This is a genomic window from Roseibacillus ishigakijimensis (genome assembly GCF_016595415.1).
Classification (GTDB): Bacteria; Verrucomicrobiota; Verrucomicrobiia; order Verrucomicrobiales; family Akkermansiaceae; genus Roseibacillus; species Roseibacillus ishigakijimensis.
The window spans coordinates 71,539-89,391 of record NZ_JAENIO010000012.1; the positions used below are offsets into that span (position 1 = coordinate 71,539).

At 59.2% G+C, this 17,853-nt stretch carries 13 protein-coding genes and 2 tRNA genes; 8 read left to right on the forward strand and 7 right to left on the reverse strand.

The genetic code is table 11. The features are described 5' to 3' along the window. Nucleotides 1-94: 94 nt before the first annotated feature. From JIN78_RS06680 to JIN78_RS06695, 4 genes are all read left to right on the forward strand, one after another. Nucleotides 95-1,207, forward strand: a complete 1,113-nt coding sequence (locus JIN78_RS06680; protein ID WP_200391177.1) for a GntR family transcriptional regulator — start codon at nt 95-97, stop codon at nt 1,205-1,207. A gap of 185 nt (nt 1,208-1,392) precedes the next feature. After that, on the forward strand, nt 1,393-2,112 hold the full coding sequence (locus JIN78_RS06685; protein WP_200391178.1) for a PEP-CTERM sorting domain-containing protein: 720 nt from the start codon (nt 1,393-1,395) through the stop codon (nt 2,110-2,112). A 306-nt stretch (nt 2,113-2,418) separates the two neighbouring features. After that, nucleotides 2,419-4,716, forward strand: coding sequence for a family 20 glycosylhydrolase (locus JIN78_RS06690; protein ID WP_267907028.1), 2,298 nt, complete (start codon nt 2,419-2,421; stop codon nt 4,714-4,716). A 333-nt stretch (nt 4,717-5,049) separates the two neighbouring features. Next, nucleotides 5,050-6,159: an ROK family protein gene (locus tag JIN78_RS06695; protein ID WP_234037844.1), complete on the forward strand. Its 1,110-nt coding sequence runs from the start codon at nt 5,050-5,052 to the stop codon at nt 6,157-6,159. A 54-nt stretch (nt 6,160-6,213) separates the two neighbouring features. On the opposite strand, the gene JIN78_RS06700 is transcribed toward JIN78_RS06695, so the two are convergent. The 5 genes from JIN78_RS06700 to prmC all read right to left on the reverse strand — a co-directional run bounded on the left by JIN78_RS06700 (nt 6,214) and on the right by prmC (nt 12,602). Then, complete coding sequence (locus tag JIN78_RS06700; protein ID WP_200391181.1) at nt 6,214-8,658, reverse strand: tetratricopeptide repeat protein; 2,445 nt, start codon at nt 8,656-8,658, stop codon at nt 6,214-6,216. Nucleotides 8,659-8,687: 29 nt separating this feature from the next. Then, nucleotides 8,688-9,521 carry an acetyl-CoA carboxylase, carboxyltransferase subunit beta gene (accD, locus tag JIN78_RS06705; RefSeq protein ID WP_200391182.1) on the reverse strand — a complete coding sequence of 278 codons (834 nt, stop codon included), beginning with the start codon at nt 9,519-9,521 and terminating at the stop codon, nt 8,688-8,690. Nucleotides 9,522-9,588: 67 nt separating this feature from the next. Beyond that, nucleotides 9,589-10,311 carry a ComF family protein gene (locus tag JIN78_RS06710; RefSeq protein ID WP_200391183.1) on the reverse strand — a complete coding sequence of 241 codons (723 nt, stop codon included), beginning with the start codon at nt 10,309-10,311 and terminating at the stop codon, nt 9,589-9,591. A gap of 52 nt (nt 10,312-10,363) precedes the next feature. Next, the gene (murA, locus tag JIN78_RS06715; RefSeq protein WP_200391184.1) at nt 10,364-11,635 is read right to left on the reverse strand and encodes a UDP-N-acetylglucosamine 1-carboxyvinyltransferase; all 1,272 of its coding nucleotides are present in this window, start codon (nt 11,633-11,635) and stop codon (nt 10,364-10,366) included. Nucleotides 11,636-11,663: 28 nt separating this feature from the next. Further along, entirely contained in the window at nt 11,664-12,602 is a 939-nt protein-coding gene (gene prmC, locus JIN78_RS06720) for a peptide chain release factor N(5)-glutamine methyltransferase (protein ID WP_200391185.1), read from the reverse strand. A gap of 21 nt (nt 12,603-12,623) precedes the next feature. Here prmC and JIN78_RS06725 point away from each other — a divergent pair, with 21 nt between their 5' ends. Both JIN78_RS06725 and JIN78_RS06730 read left to right on the forward strand, forming a co-directional pair. Then, a complete protein-coding gene (locus JIN78_RS06725; protein ID WP_200391186.1) occupies nt 12,624-14,318 on the forward strand; it encodes a tetratricopeptide repeat protein in 1,695 nt (564 codons plus the stop codon). Nucleotides 14,319-14,543: 225 nt separating this feature from the next. Next, nucleotides 14,544-14,625 (forward strand) — tRNA-Leu (locus JIN78_RS06730). A gap of 83 nt (nt 14,626-14,708) precedes the next feature. On the opposite strand, the gene JIN78_RS06735 is transcribed toward JIN78_RS06730, so the two are convergent. Continuing rightward, entirely contained in the window at nt 14,709-15,032 is a 324-nt protein-coding gene (locus tag JIN78_RS06735; RefSeq protein WP_200391187.1) for a putative signal transducing protein, read from the reverse strand. A gap of 765 nt (nt 15,033-15,797) precedes the next feature. On the opposite strand from JIN78_RS06735, the gene JIN78_RS06740 reads away from it, so the two are divergent. Further along, complete coding sequence (locus JIN78_RS06740) at nt 15,798-16,640, forward strand: transglutaminase-like domain-containing protein (protein WP_200391188.1); 843 nt, start codon at nt 15,798-15,800, stop codon at nt 16,638-16,640. 37 nt (nt 16,641-16,677) lie between these two features. Here JIN78_RS06740 and tsaB read toward each other — a convergent pair whose 3' ends face one another. Further along, a complete protein-coding gene (tsaB, locus tag JIN78_RS06745; protein ID WP_200391189.1) occupies nt 16,678-17,451 on the reverse strand; it encodes a tRNA (adenosine(37)-N6)-threonylcarbamoyltransferase complex dimerization subunit type 1 TsaB in 774 nt (257 codons plus the stop codon). 1 nt (nt 17,452) lies between these two features. Here tsaB and JIN78_RS06750 point away from each other — a divergent pair. Continuing rightward, nucleotides 17,453-17,528, forward strand: a tRNA-Val gene (locus JIN78_RS06750). Nucleotides 17,529-17,853 lie beyond the last annotated feature (325 nt).

A 17,853-nucleotide genomic window follows, 5' to 3' on the forward strand; every position in this document is an offset into this window, starting at 1 on the left:
TCAAATTTGGCTGATTTTGTGCAGTAAATGAGTGTGGGGTGTCCCGGTTTCATCCGGTTCTTCCTAGCTCACCATCAACAACTATCTCCAATCCATGTCCCAATCTGAAATGTCCTTGCGTCCTGTTCGTGCCAATTTAGTTGATCAAGTTGTCAGCTGCTTGAGACAACGGATCGACGACGGCCAGTGGAAAAAGCATCTTCCCTCGGAAAGCGAGCTTTGCAAAGATTTGGGGGTCTCGCGAGGCACCCTGAGGCGGGCCCTGGGGACATTGTTCGATGAGGGCGTTTTGGTCCAGGGAGGACGGGGGGCTCATCACGAGGTTGCGGCCAATTATCTGCCCACCCAGTCCAAGGTCACGACAGTCCGGAAGGACTTGCAGTTGATTCGTGTGCTCAGTCCCCATCCGCGTTTCATCATTGGCGGGCAAACGCAGGTCATACTACAAGTGGTCAGCGAGGCGGTGGGTCGCGCAGGCTACCATTTGGAATTCGATTATCATCCCGGCTTGTGGGACCTCAATAGTCCCGCTTCCAACTTGAGTAGAATCACCCGGTGTGAAAAGACGGCTGCTTGGTTGCTCTATCGGCCGAACAAACAGATTCAGCAATGGTTTTCGAAATGCGGAATCCCGGCGGTTGCGATCGGTGATGTTTTTCCGGATGTGGTGTTGTCGCATGCCGGCTTCGATTTGCCGGCCGCGTGCCGCCATGCGGTCGGGCTCTTTTCGGCACGTGGTCGGAAGAATCTGGCCTTCCTGACGGTTACCAAATCCACGGCTGGGGATTTGGCCTGTGTGGATGCTTTTAGGAAAGCTTGTATGCAGGCCGGGTTGCGTCCCTTCTGTCTTGAATATGAGGATACTATTGAAAGTTTGTGTCGGGTTATTGATTCCTTACTGGAACAGAATCCTCGCCCTGACGGCTATCTGGTTGCTTTCGCGAATCACGTTCCAGCGACCATCGGTCACCTCAACCGCCGGGGGTGCCAGGTCCCTCAGGATGCAGCGGTGATTTCGCGGCTGGATGCCAGATTGTTGGCGGAAAGCATCCCAAGTATAGCCCGATACGAAGCGGATGAAGAACGATTGGGAAGATATTTGGGAAGATTGCTGGTTCAGGAAATTGAAAGTGAGCATAAGGGAGTGCCTCGATCGCACTGGGTGATGCCGGAGTTTGTTGATGGCGAGAGCGCCATATCATGCTGAAGCACTCTCGCTGAGGCGAGATGCACGCAGACGCTAAAAGGGAGTATAGAAATGTGCATTTTGTGAACAAGGGAGTATGGGCTGGATTCCTTACTCAAAGGTCATGTAGGTTGTTATGAGTGAGTTAACCGTAGGCTCCTTTTTTGTGAGTAGGTATGGCTCGCTTTCTGTTAGGACGAGAGATTATGAAGTTTAGAAAATATATTGAAATTGGTTGCCTGAACGGAGTTCTGTGTTCGCTTGTGGCAAGTTCGGGGGCGGCTGTCACTCTGGTCGATTTTCAGCAGCTTGAAGCTGGAGAAACTTTGGCTCCGCAAGCAGGAGCGATCATCCAATTGGCGGCTGATGGCGGAGCGCCCAGCTATTCTTTCTCAGCGGGAAGTCTGGATTTTACGCTGACGGCCGGAGGGGCTGGCGGGATTATAGTGGGGCGGAATGCAACTGATGGGAGAACCAATGTGTTGCCCGATTTGAGCATGCCGGACTTTTACGCAGATATGTGGGTGGGGCGTAACGGTGATGGCACCGTTCTTGTCAGTGTGGAGGGATTGATGGCTGGTGAAGAGGTGTCTTTTCTCTTTGGTCATAATGAATCCTATACGGTGAATCAAGGATTCAACGCCGGTCAAACCATCACGCCCACCTTACTTGGGGGGGGAGTCCTGGGGTTCGCAATGGCAGGGACCGTTACCGGCATCAATGGTTCCTCAACCGCGACAGATGCAGACCTAATGTCTTCCGAGATTTCTTTTGTCTCTGACGGGGGAACCGCCACGATTCTTCTGACCTCAACCGGTTCCGCCTTCGTTCCTCTAAATGGGATTCAGTTTGAGTCTGTTCCTGAGCCGGGTGTTCTTGGCTTGCTCATTTTCTCGGCGGCTGGTTTTGTCCGTCGTAAGAGGTGAACTGTCTGCGGTATTTGGGAGGCTGGTGGATTGGCCAGCCTTCTTTTTTCCTGCTCTTTTTCGGGATCCGGGTCGGAGAGACGGTTACGGCAACCTTGGTGGGAGAGAATTTTTGTTCCAGGGGAGGGATATTTTTTAATTTATTTTATTGATAATTTGATGATGCGTTTATTGCGATGTTCGGTTGTTTGTTGTTTTATTCTCGGGTCGGTTTTTACCGCTGGGGAAGAGATTGGAACTCGGGGGGAGGGGGAGATTCTGTCCTCTTCCCAATCGCCACAGTCTGATTTGCTGAGCAAAGGTCAGATGGCTGTCGATGGGCAGGGTGAGGTTACTTTCCTTCCTCGGCCAAGTGAACTGGAGCTCCACCGGGAACAGGCCGCTCTTCGCCTTTCGGACGCAACGCGAATTCTTTTTGAGACTCGGGAGGCCCCTCGCGAGAGGGAGCGCAGCCTAGAGCCGCTGGCTCGGGTTCTGGCGGGGGAACTCGAGATACTCACGGGTCGGGCCCCTGTTGTGGTCGAGTGGGATGGAGGGCAGGTCCCGCCAGGAAGTGATATTCTTCTCCGCTTTTCGAGTCCGGCAACTCCCTTTCCGGAGACGGAGGCGGAGGAGGTGCAGGGCTATCAATTGCGAACCACAGCGAAGGGGTGCGAAGTGAGAGCGCCCTACTACAAGGCGGTTGCCTATGGCACGGCGACCTTGCTGCAAGCCTTGGGGGAAGACGAAAGGGGGTTTTATCTCCCCGCGATGACGGTGAAGGACTCGCCGGCTGCGGCCTATCGAGGTATCTCGCTGGATGTCGCGAGGCAGCCCCATTCCATTGAGGTCATCCAGTCGGTAGTGGATATGGCTCGTCTGTATAAGATTCGCTATCTTCAGTTGCATTTGACTGATGATCAGCTTTTCACGTTCCCTTATCCGGGTATAACGGATCGGTTGGAGAGAAATATTTCCTATAGTAGGGAGGATCTGGTTCGTTTGGTCGAGTATGCCGATCATCGGGGGGTCACCTTGATTCCGGAGATGGACCTTCCGGGGCATTCCGCCCGTCTGAAAGAATCGGGTTATTTGGAACCGACGAAAAGTGATAGGGATGTGGCCGACCCTGCCAATTTTGCAAAGATACAGGCGGTTATGGATGAGATGTTGATCGTCTTTGCGAGTTCACCCTATTTTCATATTGGTGGAGATGAATCTTCAGCGGGTTCGGCCTTGGAACCCTTCCTGGCGGCAATGAATGAGCATCTGCGCGACGACCCGCCGGGAGGCAAGAGAAGGCTCTTGGTTTGGGAAGGGTTTGGGGGAGCCCCCGTGGAGGAGCTCCCGGCAACGGGAGAAGACCGAATCCTGGTGATGGCCTGGGAGTCGAGCTACAATGCGCCTTGGAATCTGCTACGGGCGGGTTACGAGGTCATTAACTGTTCTTGGAAGCCCATGTATGTCGTGGGCGGAGGGACTCTCTTCCATCCTGGATCGACGGGTGGCAGAAAGTTTTTTCCCGAGGAGATCCATCGTTGGCACAAGGACCTCTTCATGCACTGGGAGCCCGGTCGCCCGGTGTATGAAGATGCCGGTCCCCGGGACGCGGATCGCACAGACCATGAATGGGATGCTTCTGTTCTCGGCTTGGACGACCAGATTCTGGGAGGGCAGCTTCTCTTTTGGGAACAAGAGGAGAAGTCGGTAATGAACGAGTTGATTCCCCGCTTGCCGGTGATGGCTGAACGATTGTGGAATCCCGGGGTGGAGGAATCATTTGCGGCCGTGAAAAAGCGATCGCAGGAGGTTTCGGCGCGGCTTCTGCCAATCGTGCAACCGGTTGCCATCGTAGCTGGAGTTGAGGTGGAGAGCTTCCCAATTAATGACATTTATCAGCCGTATGAGGGTGCGCAGTTGGAAGTAAAACTTGAGAACCGGACTAGAATCGATGGTGAGATTCGCTATGAGCTCGGTGGCTTCAGTAATCAAATGACCGGGCCCTACTTTCCGGCCCCAGAGGCTCCGGGTGAATCCAGTTCTGAATACGAGGGGCCTTTTTCCCAATCAGGGGGATTCTCGGTGCGAGCACGACTCTTTCGTGAGGATGGTTCACTTGTGGGTGGAGACACGTTCCAGTTTTTCAATAACTGGGAGAACCGGGTTCAGGTTACCGAGTTTCAGCTTGAGGTGGAGCGTGGGGCTTCTGTTCCAGATATGGAGGAGATTTCAGAACGAGAACAGATACGAAGTTATCAACTACCATTTTTGAGGGGGCCTTTTCGCAATGTGGACTTGATTGGGCAGTTGCATGAAAGTCTGCTCATTCCCCCCGCCTCAGGAGATTATACGATTTCAGCGAAAACCCAAAGTGGTCACGCCAGTGTCTTTCTCGATCTCAATCAGGATGGAAAGTGGCAGGCCGGTGAGAAGTTGATTGTGAATACCCCGAACTCGGAGGAAGAGATAGCAGCTTCGCCGGTTCGTTTGGAGGCTGGCAAGCCCTATCGGCTGCGTGTGGATCACAAGACGGGGATTCCGCGGCCGGTTTTACTGGTCTATCTTGATGGGCCCGGAACCGAAGGGAAAAAAGAGATTTCACCATATCTTCATCTTGTCGAATAGAGGACTACTCTGGAAATTTGTTAATAGGAAATCATGATTGCTTTACCCGATTTTTCTTTTTCTTTGCGTCATCCGCCAAGCTTGGACCGGCACTTTTTACCTGCTTCCATGTGGGAACGGGAGTTCAGGCAGCTGGGAGAAGTCGTTGGCAGGCGGCCGATCGAGATTTACTTATCGAGGCCCGACGGAAGGGGGAGCCTTCATCGCGACTTTCTTCTTCCGCAAGATGAGCAGTTCGCGGAATGGAACAGTCGCTATCTTGAGAGAACGATTAAGTTTCTGCTTTGGAGTCGGGGGGGCAGCCGGATTTCTATTCAGGGAGCGCCGGAGGCCTTGACGGGCCTGGCGAAAATTTATGCCAGTGATGGGAGGAGGAGTTTTGATAATCATTTTGTTGAGCGCCTCTTCGGCGAGGGCATTTCCATCCGGGAGGGTGGAGTGGATGGAGCCGAGGAGGAGGAGTCTTGGCTGGATAGTCAGAGGGGCTTGCAAGATTCTCATCTGGAGGGGTGCCGGATCGGCTTTGATTTGGGTGGTTCTGACCGGAAATGCGCGGCGGTGATCGATGGAGAGGTCATTTTCTCGGCGGAGATTCCCTGGGATCCTTACTTTCAAAGTGATCCTCGGTATCACTACGAGGGGGTGATGGATAGTTTGCGGATGGCTGCCCGCCATTTGCCGCGGGTTGATGCGATCGGAGGCTCGGCTGCGGGAGTTTATGTGGATAATAGAGTCAAGGTGGCCTCGCTCTTTCGAGGCGTGCCGGACCGCGTTTTCCAGGATGAGGTGGAAGGGATGTTTTTGCGTATTGCCGATGAGTGGGATGGGGTTCCTTTCCGCATCGTCAATGATGGCGATGTCTCGGCGCTGGCGGGCTCGATGGCGGTGGGGGAAGGCTGTGTGATGGGGCTGGCGATGGGCACCAGCACTGCCGTCGGCTATGTGGACGGCGGGGGGCAAATCAATGGTTGGCTTTCCGAGTTGGCTTTTGCTCCGATCGATTTTCAGCGGGAGGCTCCCTTGGACGAGTGGTCGGGGGACAGCGGATGTGGAGTGCAGTATCTCAGTCAGCAGGCGGTGTCTCGGCTCATTCCGGCTTCGGGATTGAGTATTTCTCCCGCGTTATCGGCGGCAGAACAGCTGGTGGAGGTGCAGGAGGCGATGGAGCGGGGTGATGAACGGGCAGAAAGTATCTACGAGACCATTGGTAGCTATCTGGGCTACGCCATCCCGCAGATTTCCCGCTTTTACGAAGTGCGTCATTTGCAGTTGTTGGGCCGTGTTCTGAGCGGGAGGGGTGGGGATGTGTTGTTGGAGAAGGCGCGTGCGGTGGTGCGGGATGAGTTTCCGGTTCTGGCGGCGTCCCTTGCGATCAGCACTCCGGACGAGCAGATCAAGCGGCATGGGCAGGCGATTGCAGCGGCCAGTCTTCCCCAGATTTGAGGGAGGCGGCTCGTTGGCCGGAGGGCATTGGAATGGTCGGGTGGCCTGTGGGGCTCAGTCCGCCCAGAGCTGGTGCTCGAGTTGAATTTGTTCGGCGCGCACTTCGGCTTGTTCGGCGCCTGGTCCCGAGGTGGCGGCCAGCTTGCGGGCTAGGATGAGGGCGGCGCGGGCCCGGTCGGCGGCGAGGAGGATGTCGATGGCCTCGAATCCGCAGCGGTAGTAGTAGGTCCATTCGACGGCGGTTTCCCCGGGTTGGCGGTTTTCTCCATCGACGACGGCCAGGCAGGGCTCGATGGCTTGTTCGGGGCGTCCGCTTTCGCGAAAGGTCTGGGCGAGGAGGTAGTGGAGCTCGTTGGACTGGGGATAGCTGGTGGCCGGGTCGTGGAGCAGTTGGCGATAGAGGGAGATGGCCCGGTCGGCTACCACGGGGTCGCCGGCCGCTAGTTCGCGGTGGGCTTGGGCGGCGAGGAGGGTGGCTGCGCGGTGCTCTCCGGGTGGGCTGGGGAGGTCGCCGAGGGTTTCCAGGCAGGATTCGGCTTGGCCCAAGACGTGCAAGAGGGTGTGCGCTTTGCGCAAGCGGGCTTCATTGGCAAGGGGGCCTTGTTTGGCGATGAGTGTGTCTAGGATGTCGAGGGCCTCGCTGGTTGCTTCGCTGGTGGGGATGGCGAGATTGGCGCGGGCTTGAAAGAGAAGGGCGACCTCTGCGAGCTCGGTCCCGCTGGTGAGAGTGGCGATTTTTCCAAAGAGAAATTCGGCGCGGCTGAGTTCGCCTTCGCGAAAGCAGCTCTCGGCATGACGCAGGAGGAAGTGGGGATCTTTTTCGGCCTTGGGAAAACGCTTGAGGTGCTTTTCTCCCGCTTGCACGGCGGCTTCCCACTGCCCGGTGAGGGCGCCGAGGCGGTGACGAAGCCGGCAATCCTGGCGGGAAAGGGGCTGGGGCAGGTCGGGTGGCAGGAGGGCCAGCTCCTCGGTGGCAGCCTTGAGCTCATGGGAGTTCTCGGTGAGGAGGAGTTCGCAGAGTGCTAGGCGGGCTTGCGTGGCCGAGGGATGGTCGGGGAAGGAGGTGAGAGCTTGGCGGAGGGCCCGCCGGGCTGCGGGGCGTTGTTCGCGGGCGAGGGCCAGGGCGCGGGCGAACTCCAGGGCAGCGCGGGCGTCGGGGTCGTCTATGGCCAGGGAAATGTCGGTCGGTGATTGCTCGGGGGAGAGCGCGATGGTGAGGAGGGCCTGATTGAGGAGGGCTCTTTCCGCGAAGGCGGGATTGGGGTGCGCGCTGGCGGCGGCAAAAAGGGTGCGGGCGCTTTCGGGGTCTCCCTGATGAAGGGCGAGGCGGGCGGCCCACTCGGAGGCTTGGGCCGCATGGGGGCTGCTGGCGGGGGTGGTGGAAAGGAGGGTTTGGAGGGCTTCGGCGGCGGCCTCGGGGCGGGCTTCGGCGAGCGCGATCTCGGCAAGGCGCAGGAGGGCCTGGTTGGCAGGCGCGGTGCCGGGGGCGAGAGGGGCCATGCGGGCTAGAAGCGCTTGCTCCTGATCGGGGGGGGACATCCGAGCCAGGGAGTAGGCGGCGAGAAGTTTTGCCGGGGTGGCTTTGTTGGAATCGGTGCCGAGGGTGGCCGGTTGCACGAATTCTTGCAAGGAGCTGCGCAGTGGTGCGAGGTCGCGCGCGAGATGACGCAGGGTCTCGAAGCGGGATGGCAGGACGGAAAGCAGGGGAGAAGAGAGTTCGAGGGTCAGGAGGTCCAGCAATCGGGTGAGCGCCTCAGGGGCTTTCTCCTGGGCAAGGAGGGCGTCGCAAATGCCTAGCTTGGCAAGCGAGGCCAGGTGGCTGGGGCCTTGGCTTGCTTTTTCAAAGGCGGGGAGGGCTGCGGCTGGGTGGTTGGCTGCGAGCTCGATTTGACCGAGGAGGAGTTGACTCGTCGGATCGCTTTGTTGGGCGGCACCGAGGCGAGCGAGAGCGGCCCGGGCGGAGGCGGGGGTCCCGGCGGCGAGATGGAGGCGGGCTTCGAGGTGGGCCACTTCCCGGGGACGAAAATCAGGCTCCGTTGCACGTAGCGTTTCCAGAAGGGGAAGGGCTTTCTCCTCTTGATCGAGGGCGGCTCCGATTTGGGCAGCATTGAAGAGGGCCAGGGAGGAAAAGGGGGAGTCGACGGAGACGAGGGCGAACTCGTTCCGGGCGGCGGTGAACTGCTCTTCCCGGGCGAAGGCGATGCCCCGCCAGTAGTGTGTGGCCGGGGATTGCGCGGGGCTGACGGCAGCCAGAGCTTCCCGGGCGGGGGTGATCTCTCCGGCTCGAAGCCGGGCCTCCGCCAAGAGTAGGTAGGCCTGGTCTTTTTCCGCAGGGGCGAGATCGGGCTGGTCGCGCAATAGGCGCTCGACGCGGGCGGCGGCCACTTCCGGGAGGGACTCGGCGAGAGCTTGCCGGGCGGCGGCCAAGTCTGCTCCCAAGGAGATCGTCAGGGGTGACAGAGCCAAACTGCTGCCGAGAAGGAGGGTGAGCGCGCGCATGGCGGGAATTCGCGGATGGCTTCCCCTCCTCAAGCGCGCGGCAGGAGATAGGCGAGGATTTGGGCGAGCTTTTCCCGCAGCTTGGTGCGGGGGACAATGGCGTCCACGAGGCCGTGCTGGAGCATGAACTCCGCTGTCTGGAAGCCTTTGGGCAGGTCTTGGTGGGTGGTCTCCTTGATCACCCGAGGTCCGGCGAACCCAATCATGCAGCCGGGCTCGGCCAGATTGATGTCGCCAATGGTGGCAAAGGAAGCGGTGACCCCGCCGGTGGTCGGGTGGGTAAGGATTGAGAAATAAGGCAGCGACGCCTCCTGATGGCGGGAGAGGGCCCCACAGGTCTTGGCCATTTGCATGAGGGAGAGCATCCCTTCCTGCATCCGGGCCCCGGAAGAAGCGGAAACAATGATGACTGCCCGCTTTTCTTGGGTGGCCGTCTCAATAGCGCGGGTGATTTTTTCGCCCACCACGGAGCCCATGGAGCCAGCGAAAAACTTGAAGTCCATCACCGCCAGGGTCACGGGAAAGCCGTCGATGGTGGCCCGGCCGGTGACCACGGCATCGTTCATCTCCGTTTTTTCGCGCATGCTGGCGATTTTTTCGGGGTAGTTGGCAAAGCCGAGGGGGTTGGCGGAGAAGAGAGCGTGGTCCATCTCTGCGAAGGAACCTTCGTCGACGAGGAGCTCGATGCGCTCGCGTGCGGGCAGGAGAAAGTGTTGCTGGCAATGGGGGCAAACGTGATGATGCTGTTTCAGATCCAGAGTGTGGATCAACTCGTCACAATTGTGGCATTTGGTCCAGAGATCATCGGGGAGGTCCTGATTGCGCTTGCCGCCTCGCAAAGGTGGTTTTTTGAAGATGCCCATGTCGTTAGTGGGGAGAGAATAAGCCTTCCGGCCCTTGGGGACAATGGTTGATTTTGCCCATTGTGGCCTAAGCCCGCACGATGGTCAGGACGGCCAAGTGGCTCGGGCGGGCCTTGCGCAGGACCCGCGCGCATTCCCGGGCGGTGGAACCGGTGGTGAAGACGTCGTCGATGAGGATGAGGGCGCGTCCTTCCAAGGGGATGGGCGAGTTTCTCAGATGGAATGCTTTGCGGAGATTTTTCAGGCGTTCGCGACGAGTGAGGGTGGCTTGCCGCTGGGTGGCCCGCACTCTCGCGAGGGCGGAGAGAGAGCGCAAACCCAGGTCTCGGGCGAGGGCGGTGGCCAGGACTTCAGCCTGATTGAAGCGGCGCTCGCGGAGGCGGGTGCGGTGGAGAGGGACGGGGATGAGGAGGGGATCGTCGAGGTCGCGAAGACGCTGGTCGGAGGTGAAGACCGGTCCGGCCAAGCGGGCGAGGTCGGGGCCGAGCTCGGGGCGCTTGAGGAGCTTGAATTCGTGAATGAGCTGGATGGCTTCGTCGCTGGAGCGCAGCGCGGCGGTGGCAAAGTTGAAGAACTGGTCCTCTTGTCGACAGTTGGGGCAGCTTTCCGGGGCGGAGAGCGGGCCGTCGAAGTTTTGGCCGCAGCGGCGACAGGCGTTTTTCCCTTGTCGCGGCAGACGCCCGGCACAGTCCGCGCACAGGTGGCAGCCTCCCCGCAGGGCAGCACCGCAAAGGGTGCAGAGCGGCGGGTAGAGCCAATCGAGCGCGTGGACAAGCAGAGGGGAAAGCATCGCGGCGAGAATAGCGCGACTCCTGCCCCTCAGCCAGTTCGGAATCGGCGCGTCACTCGCGCACCCGCTCGACCCGGGCTCCCAGTTGAAGGAGCTTCTCGTCGATGTGCTCGTAGCCACGGTCGATGTGGTAAAGGCGGTTGATGGCGGTGGTGCCCTTGGCCGACAAGGCGGCCAGCACCAGAGCGGCGGAGGCTCGGAGGTCGGAGGCCATCACGGGGGCTCCGGAGAGCTTGTCCACGCCTTTGACCACGGCCGTTCCTTGGTCCACTTTGATATCGGCCCCCATGCGGGAGAGCTCCGCGCAGTGCATGAAGCGCTGGGGGAAAATGGTGTCTTCGATGACGGAGAGGCCCGGGGTGGTGGCGAAGAGCGCGCTGAACTGGGCCTGCATGTCGGTGGGGAATCCGGGATAGGGGGCGGTTGTGATTTGCGCGCCAACCGGATTTTCTCCCGGAGTGATGGTGACCGAGGTGCCATCATTGAAAAATTCCACCTGGTGTCCGCATTTGCGCAGCACCTCGGTGGCGGCAAGGAGGTGCTTTTCCACCACCCGGTGGAGGGTGACCCCTTCGGAGTAGGCTGCCGCCCCGGCCATGAAGGTGCCGGCTTCGATGCGGTCGGCGATGACGGTGTGCTCGGTGCCGCCGAGCTTCTCCACTCCTTCGATGGTGATGCGGCGGGTGCCCGCCCCTTCAATCCTGGCTCCCATGGAGTTGAGGAAGTTCGCAAGGTCAACGACTTCTGGTTCGCAGGCGGCCGACTCGATGATGGTGGTGCCCTTGGCCAGGCAGGCCGCCATCATGACGTTGTCTGTGCCCAGCACCGTGGGGCCGTGTTTCCCGCGCAAATCGAGCTCGCGACCGACGAGGCCGCCCGCCGGGGCCCGCAGGTCCATGTTGCCGCCTTCCACATCGCAGTCCGCTCCCAGGGCGGCCAAGCCCTTGAGGTGGAGGTCGACTGGGCGATCGCCGATCACGCATCCTCCCGGCAGGGAAACGGTGGCGCGATTGAGGCGGGCCAGCAGGGGGCCCATCACGCAAATGGAGGCGCGCATGCGCCGGACCAGTTCATAGGGCGCGTCGGGCACGATGTTGGCGCACTTAATGCGGACCGTGCCCGAGGAGCGCTCCACCTCCGCCCCCAGCGCGGACAGAATCTGCAGCATGTAATTGGTGTCCGAGACGTCTGGCACCCGGCTGATGACCACCGTTTCTTCCGTCAATAGAGTGGCGGCCAGAATGGGGAGGGAGGCATTTTTGGAGCCGGAAATGTTGATGGCGCCTTTCAAACGGGTGCCACCGTGAACGAGTAATGTGTCCATAGTCTGTGTGGAATGGGGGATTTGATGCTTAAGATCGCCGCGCGAACGGGAAACGGGACACTTTGGAGAGATCTGCCTTGGTGTCAATGTCGGTAAAGGGAAAGCGTGCCAGCAAGGCGGCGGTGGCCGCTCCCTGATCGTGGCCCACCTCCATGGCCAGAAGTCCTCCGGGATTCAGGTAGTCAGCGACTTCGGCGCAGAACTTGCGCACCAGGTCCATTCCGTCGGGTCCGCTGAAAAGCGCCAAGGCCGGATCGTGCTGGAGCTCGGGAGCAAGGCTTTCGCGGTCGCGCTCGGGCACGTAGGGCAGATTAGCCACGATCAGGTCGAAGGTCCCCTCGATTTCGGAAAAAAGATCACTCTCGCAGAAGGTGGCAGGGAGGTCGAGCGCCTGGGCATTCTCCCGGGCCAGGGAAAGGGCCTCGGGGGATAGGTCGGCCAGCACCACCTCGCTGACTGCGGGTAAATGATGGGCCAGCGAAAGCCCGATGACCCCGGAACCAGTCCCGACATCAAGCACGCGCGAGGGTCGGGCCAAGGTCTCTTTTTCCTGCAGAATGAGGCTCACCAACTCCTCGGTCTCTGGACGGGGAATGAGCGCCCGCGCATCGCACTTGAAGTCCAGTCCCATGAACTCGACTTCGCCGATAAGGTGTTGCAGGGGAATTCCCTGACCCCGCTGACGCAGGCTTTCCCGGATGGGTGCCAGCTCGTCTTCTTCCAAGGGGCGGTCGAACTCGAGGTAGAGTTGCACCCGGGAGAGGTCCAGATGGTGCCCCACCAGACGTTGCATATTCAGCCGCGCTTCTGCGACGCCTCGCTTCTCCAAGTAGGCCGTCCCCCCGTCAATCACCTCCAATACCGTCGTCACGCCCGCAAGCTGCCCGATGGCGGGAGGAAGATCGATGGCAAAATGTGCGGGATTGAGAGCTCTTTTTTCCCGAAAAATCACCTTGCTCCCGGACACCGGGAGTTTGAGAGTTCACCCATGCGCTTGTTTCCCCTGGTGTTTCTCTGGTCTTTTCTTTCGGCAGGGTTCCTTTTTTCCCAAGATGAGCCGGATGCCGCTTTGGATCCCGCTTCCCTCCGCCTGCCGGGGGTGGCCGAGCTGTCTGCACCCCCCTGGTATCCCGAACTCGTTTCCTATAATCCGGCCGTGACCGCCCGCTCGGCGGAGGTGCAGCAACACGTCAACCACGGGATGGCCCTCATTCATGGGGGCTGGGACTTCGAGGCTTATCGCCATTTTCTTGCCGCCGTGGAGCAAGATCCCGATTGCCTCATGGCCTACTGGGGGATGGCGCTTTCCCTGGCGAATCCGAATACCGAAGCCAAAGAACAACGGGCGGCCGCTCTCAATCGTCTCTTCGCCCTCATCGCGGCGGGCAAGGGCACGGAAGGGGAGCGGGCGCAGGGAGAAGCCCTCCTGGTTTTCTTCTCGGATGAGCCCCAGCGGGCCCCGGGGGTCTTCCGGGCAGTTTCCGAGGATTACCCCAATCATCTCCAGCTTCAGCTCATGGCTGCCTTTTTGCAACGAGATGGCTATGACGAACTCCTCGGCCCCGGGCCCGGCCAGCGAGCCGCCGTGGAAGAGATTGAGGCGATTTTGGCCGAACAGCCCGACAGCCGTATGGCTCTCTCCTTCTGGGCCAACCTGCAGATTGAAAACCCGGCCCCTCCCGCCGAGTTTGCGGAAAAGCTCCTTCCCCGGGTGCGCACCTTGACTGATTCCGCTCCCGAGTTTCCCCCTTATCGCGAGCTGCTGGGCACCTTCGAACGCCGGGCCGGGCAGTTGTCCGCCGCCAAGGCCAACTTTCAAATCGCGATCGAGCTTTACGAAAAGTCCCTTGCTGCCAGTGGGGTGAGCATCTTCGACTGCCCCAATCTCATCCGCGCCAAGCTCTCTCTCGCCCACGTTCTGCATGCCTTGGGAGAAGATGCGGCTGCCAAGGCTCTCGCCCAAGATCTGGCGGCGGTGGACGTTCCCTACGAACGCCTCTACTCCCCTGGGGCCACCCTCTTGCTCTGGGAAGGCCGCACCCTGGGAGCCCGTTTGGCCCTCGCCGGGGGCGAAGCAGCCGATTTTGCCAAGGGGCTGGCCAGCCTGCCCGCGCAAGCAGTGGGTCAGCAGCTTGCCAAAGAGACGCCTTCTGTCTTGGCCTGGGAAGCTTGGCACCACGCTCTCTCCTGCCGCCAGGCCATCGGGGAAAAGGACTGGGGCAAGGCCGAACGGTTGCTTAACGCCCTCGCGACCAGTGACGGGCTTCTCGGCGAGGTCGCCGGAGTGGTGGCTACCGGTAGCAGCCGCCAGTCCTGGCAACGCACTCGTCGGGCCCTCAAGGTGGAATGGATGCTGACCAAGGGCCTGCTCGCCACCGCCCAAGCGGGTGCCGGGGACCCTGCGGCGGGCGACTTCTGGTTCCGCTCGGCGGTCGATGAGCTGGAACCCCCGCAAGGCCTCTTTCCCCCCCTGAGCCAATCCCGGCCCGCCCTCATCTTTGCCCGCCATCTCGCCCAGCGCGGGGATGAGGAAGGAGCCAACCAGTTTTTCGCCAAAGCCCGGCTGGCCTCCCCACATCATGTCGCTGTTCTCCGCGCTCAAGAAAAATGGCTCCGGGCCAGCGGAAAGACCGGGGAAGCGGATCGCATCAAGGCCTTGCTCGCAACCGTTATCGGCAAGTGAAGCCCGGTTCGCCAGCCCCGGGCCTTCCGCCCGACGGTTGGCTGGCTCGTCGGGGGTGTTGGGGTTTGCGTGCCGGAGGGAGCTCGAAACAAGGGCGCGGAGCCCAGCGAAGAACACTTGTTTCTCCCGTCATTCAGGCAGAAAAAATAGGGTTAAAAAACTTCGCGGAAAGAGTCTTGTCAGGAGGCGGAAGAACTGTGTATTCTTCGCGCCCACGCAAAAACAGCCGATGTGGCGGAATTGGTAGACGCGCGCGATTCAAAATCGCGTTCCTTCGGGAGTATGGGTTCGATTCCCATCATCGGTACTTCTTTCCCTGCTCTTCCGAGAGCGCTTTTTTTGGAAAGAGATTTCGGCACAACTGGGCATCCCTAAGAGTACCGGGCTATCTTAGCATCTCGCCCCGGTTCTCGGAGCTTGGCAGCTCCAGCATTCCTCAAAAGAATGGGGCGACCGCTCTCCGCAAGCCACACACATCCAGTAGGGACCGGAAGCTTGCTTGCTCTCCGCGAGGTAGCGGTCAATTTGCTTGCGCGCCGCGACCGCCTCCCCGTCCTTGAGCACGCAAATGGCAGGAAAGAAATCGGGCATCCCGGTGTAGCAGGTCGAGGACACATCCTCATTGCGGATGAAGGTCTCGAAGCCCGCATCCCGCAGCCGATCCGAAAGAAGGCTGAGAGAGGTAAAATCGGGAGAGCGATAAATCTCTTTCATACTGACACAATAAAACGTTCCGGGAGTAAAAACAACCTTCGAATCGCCTTATTTCCTAGCAAAGCCCCGCTAGGAATAAGACGGGACCCGCTAGCGTGGTCTCTACGAAGAACCAGTTATCTTGCTAGCAAGGTAATCACAGGGTTCGACCGGCATTCTGGCTCGCGATTTTGGAGCGTTTCCGATTAATTGTTAACAGGCTTTATTGTCGCCAGTCGATCCTGTTCGAGATGACCTTGCCTTCTAGAATTTCGATTCTAAACCAAGAGTCCAATTCGTGGAGTCTGGCAGTTCCAGCATTCCGTGAATGAATGCGGCGATCGTTCTCCGCATTCGGCACAGAGCCAATAAGGACCCCCCGGACTTTCGCGCTCGGCCAAATAGCCCGACAATTCCTGCCTCACGCTCTCGGCGTTCTCATCTTTTTTCACGCAGAGAGCGGGGAAGGTTGGTTCTCCCTTTGGGGTGGGTGTGGTGGCCTCCTCGCTACTGACGAAGGCATCAAATCCAGCTTCCCTCAGGCGGTCTGCCAGAAGATTTAATTCCGTCACGCTCGTTGCTCGATAAATTTGTTTCATTCCTCAGCCTATTCCCACCATCCCTTTTCAAACAATCTTTTTTATAAAGATTATTAAAAATGTATTATTTTAATTCCTATCCCGGTGTGGCGCGGGCTGGCTTGTGGCGTGATTCGTGACGAAAAACTCACTTGAGAATCTACTTTTTTCCTTTTCTTGGCATGAATTTCGTAAAGTCTTCTTCCTGATGAAATTCAAAGTCGATGCCGAGCTGCGTTACGAAGTGAAACAGCGGGGCACTCTTCTTCTCTGTATTCACGCCTACGAGTCTCCCCGGCAGATTCTCAGCGAGGAGAGCTTCCTGGTCACCGAGGGAGTGCGCTGCGATTTCTTCCCACTTGCGTCCGGGCAGCATCGCTATGTGCGCATCGATACCCAGGCGGTTGTTGACCTGGCGATCAATTACTCGGTCTTTGTCGAAACCGATCCCGATTCCCTGCGGGTGATTGAAATCGGGGAGGTGCCCATCTCGGATCTTTCACCCGAGGCCCTTCCTTTTCTCTTTCCCAGCCGCTATTGCCAGTCCGATGAGATAGGCTCGCTGGCTCAAGAATTATTCGGTCACGTCGCCGGTCCCTTGGGCAAAGCCAAGGCGATCTCGGATTGGATATTCGAGAATGTTTCCTACACCGTTGGAGCCAGCGACCCCACCACCACTGCCCTCGATATCCTCGAGACGCGGCAGGGGGTCTGCCGCGACTTTGCTCATCTGGGCATTGCCTTTTGCCGGGCGCTTTCCATCCCGGCGCGTTATTTCTCGGGCTACGCGGCCCACATGCAGCCGCCGGATTTTCATGCCTGCTTCGAAGTTTTTGTCGGTGATCGCTGGTTTCTTTTTGATCCCACCCGTCTTTCCCACCCCCGCGGGATGGCCCGTATCGCAACTGGTCTGGATGCCTCGGACACTGCGGTCGCTACCATTTTTGGCGATATCCAGCTCACCCGTTCGGCGGTCTCGTGCGTCACCGCCGATGGGGCCGACTTGCCTCCGGAGGACTTGGAAGGGCAGGCGATTCAGCTCAAAGGCTGATGGGTTTGCTGTGGTGCGACCCGCGAAAGCGTCGGCGTCATTTCATCAGCGACTTTCGCTTGCCCGGAGTGATGTGAGGGTCGCGGAGGTAGAACGGTTGCGCCGGTTGCGTGGCGAGGACGGCCCGCTCGGCAGGCGTTCGCTGCCAATAGGCCTTCGCCAGCCGTTTGCTCTCCGAGCTGCGGTGTTGGAGGCGGCTCCGCAAGGGGTCGGAGAGAGGAAAGCGGGCAGGCTCGTCGAAGGAGAAGACCTCTTGACCTTCATCGCAGGCCTCCTGAACCCGCCGCACCAGCTCATCGCCATCGACGAGGGCGAAGTCTCCCGCCAAGCGCCCGTTTGCGATTTTCTGGAGGGAAAAAGACCCCCGTCGGGCGTCTCCAATGGCCCAGCCTTCCGTGCTCTCCAATGCGACTCCCTCAAAGGAAGACAGCGGGATCACCGGGCAATCGTGGGCGAGCGCGATTGCTTGCGCCGCCGCAATACCAATGCGCGAGCCATTGTAGCTGCCGGGCCCCACTCCCACCACCACTGCCTGCAGGATGGAAACTTCCTTTATCACCTCGTGCAAAGGCTCCCACAGAGTGGCTGAGGGCTTGCGCCCGGCAGTGAAACAGCGATCGAGCCAGACCTTGTCCGCAGAGCACAGGGCGACTGAGCCAGTGGCCACACTGGTCTCAATGGCGAGCACGGGAAGAGCATTCACGGTGGCGAAATAAAGAACTTTTCCCAGAAAGAAAAGAAGAGCTTGAAAAACCCTTTCCGCTCCGGCAAATTCGCCCTCTCGCAGCGAGCGGGAAGACAAAATTTTCAAGGCAGGCTTAGCTCAGTTGGTAGAGCAACTGGTTTACACCCAGTAGGTCGGCGGTTCAAGTCCGTCAGCCTGCACCATTCTTAAAAAGAGTGGCTTATGGCGATTGAAAGACGCTTGTGCCATGTGTGTGCCATGTTTTTATTTCGTTCGCCTAGGTTCAGAAGGTGAATAATCTTCCTTCCGTTCCCTCGTTTTCCATTGCTTCCGTCCCCAATAGGTCAATCCGTCCCGCCCGCTCTCTCGTTGAGGGATAGGGGCGAGAATCCCTAGGGGCTCCCCTTTGAAGAGCACGCCCAAGCGAAATTGATTGCTCTGTTCGCTGAGGGGGTGGGGTTTCGAGTTCTCCAAAGCTCTTTTTCGACAAGCTGAAAATCGATGCGTTCAGAATAGGACAGTGCGGGG

Excerpts from the sequence above, each read along its gene's own strand:
- JIN78_RS06680 (WP_200391177.1), top strand. The coding sequence starts at position 95 with ATGTCCCAATCTGAAATGTCCTTGCGTCCTGTTCGTGCCAATTTAGTT.
- JIN78_RS06685 (WP_200391178.1), top strand. The coding sequence starts at position 1,393 with ATGAAGTTTAGAAAATATATTGAAATTGGTTGCCTGAACGGAGTTCTG.
- JIN78_RS06690 (WP_267907028.1), top strand. The coding sequence starts at position 2,419 with ATGGCTGTCGATGGGCAGGGTGAGGTTACTTTCCTTCCTCGGCCAAGT.
- JIN78_RS06700 (WP_200391181.1), bottom strand. The coding sequence starts at position 8,658 with ATGCGCGCGCTCACCCTCCTTCTCGGCAGCAGTTTGGCTCTGTCACCC.
- accD (WP_200391182.1), bottom strand. The coding sequence starts at position 9,521 with ATGGGCATCTTCAAAAAACCACCTTTGCGAGGCGGCAAGCGCAATCAG.
- JIN78_RS06710 (WP_200391183.1), bottom strand. The coding sequence starts at position 10,311 with ATGCTTTCCCCTCTGCTTGTCCACGCGCTCGATTGGCTCTACCCGCCG.
- murA (WP_200391184.1), bottom strand. The coding sequence starts at position 11,635 with ATGGACACATTACTCGTTCACGGTGGCACCCGTTTGAAAGGCGCCATC.
- JIN78_RS06725 (WP_200391186.1), top strand. The coding sequence starts at position 12,624 with ATGCGCTTGTTTCCCCTGGTGTTTCTCTGGTCTTTTCTTTCGGCAGGG.
- JIN78_RS06735 (WP_200391187.1), bottom strand. The coding sequence starts at position 15,032 with ATGAAAGAGATTTATCGCTCTCCCGATTTTACCTCTCTCAGCCTTCTT.
- JIN78_RS06740 (WP_200391188.1), top strand. The coding sequence starts at position 15,798 with ATGAAATTCAAAGTCGATGCCGAGCTGCGTTACGAAGTGAAACAGCGG.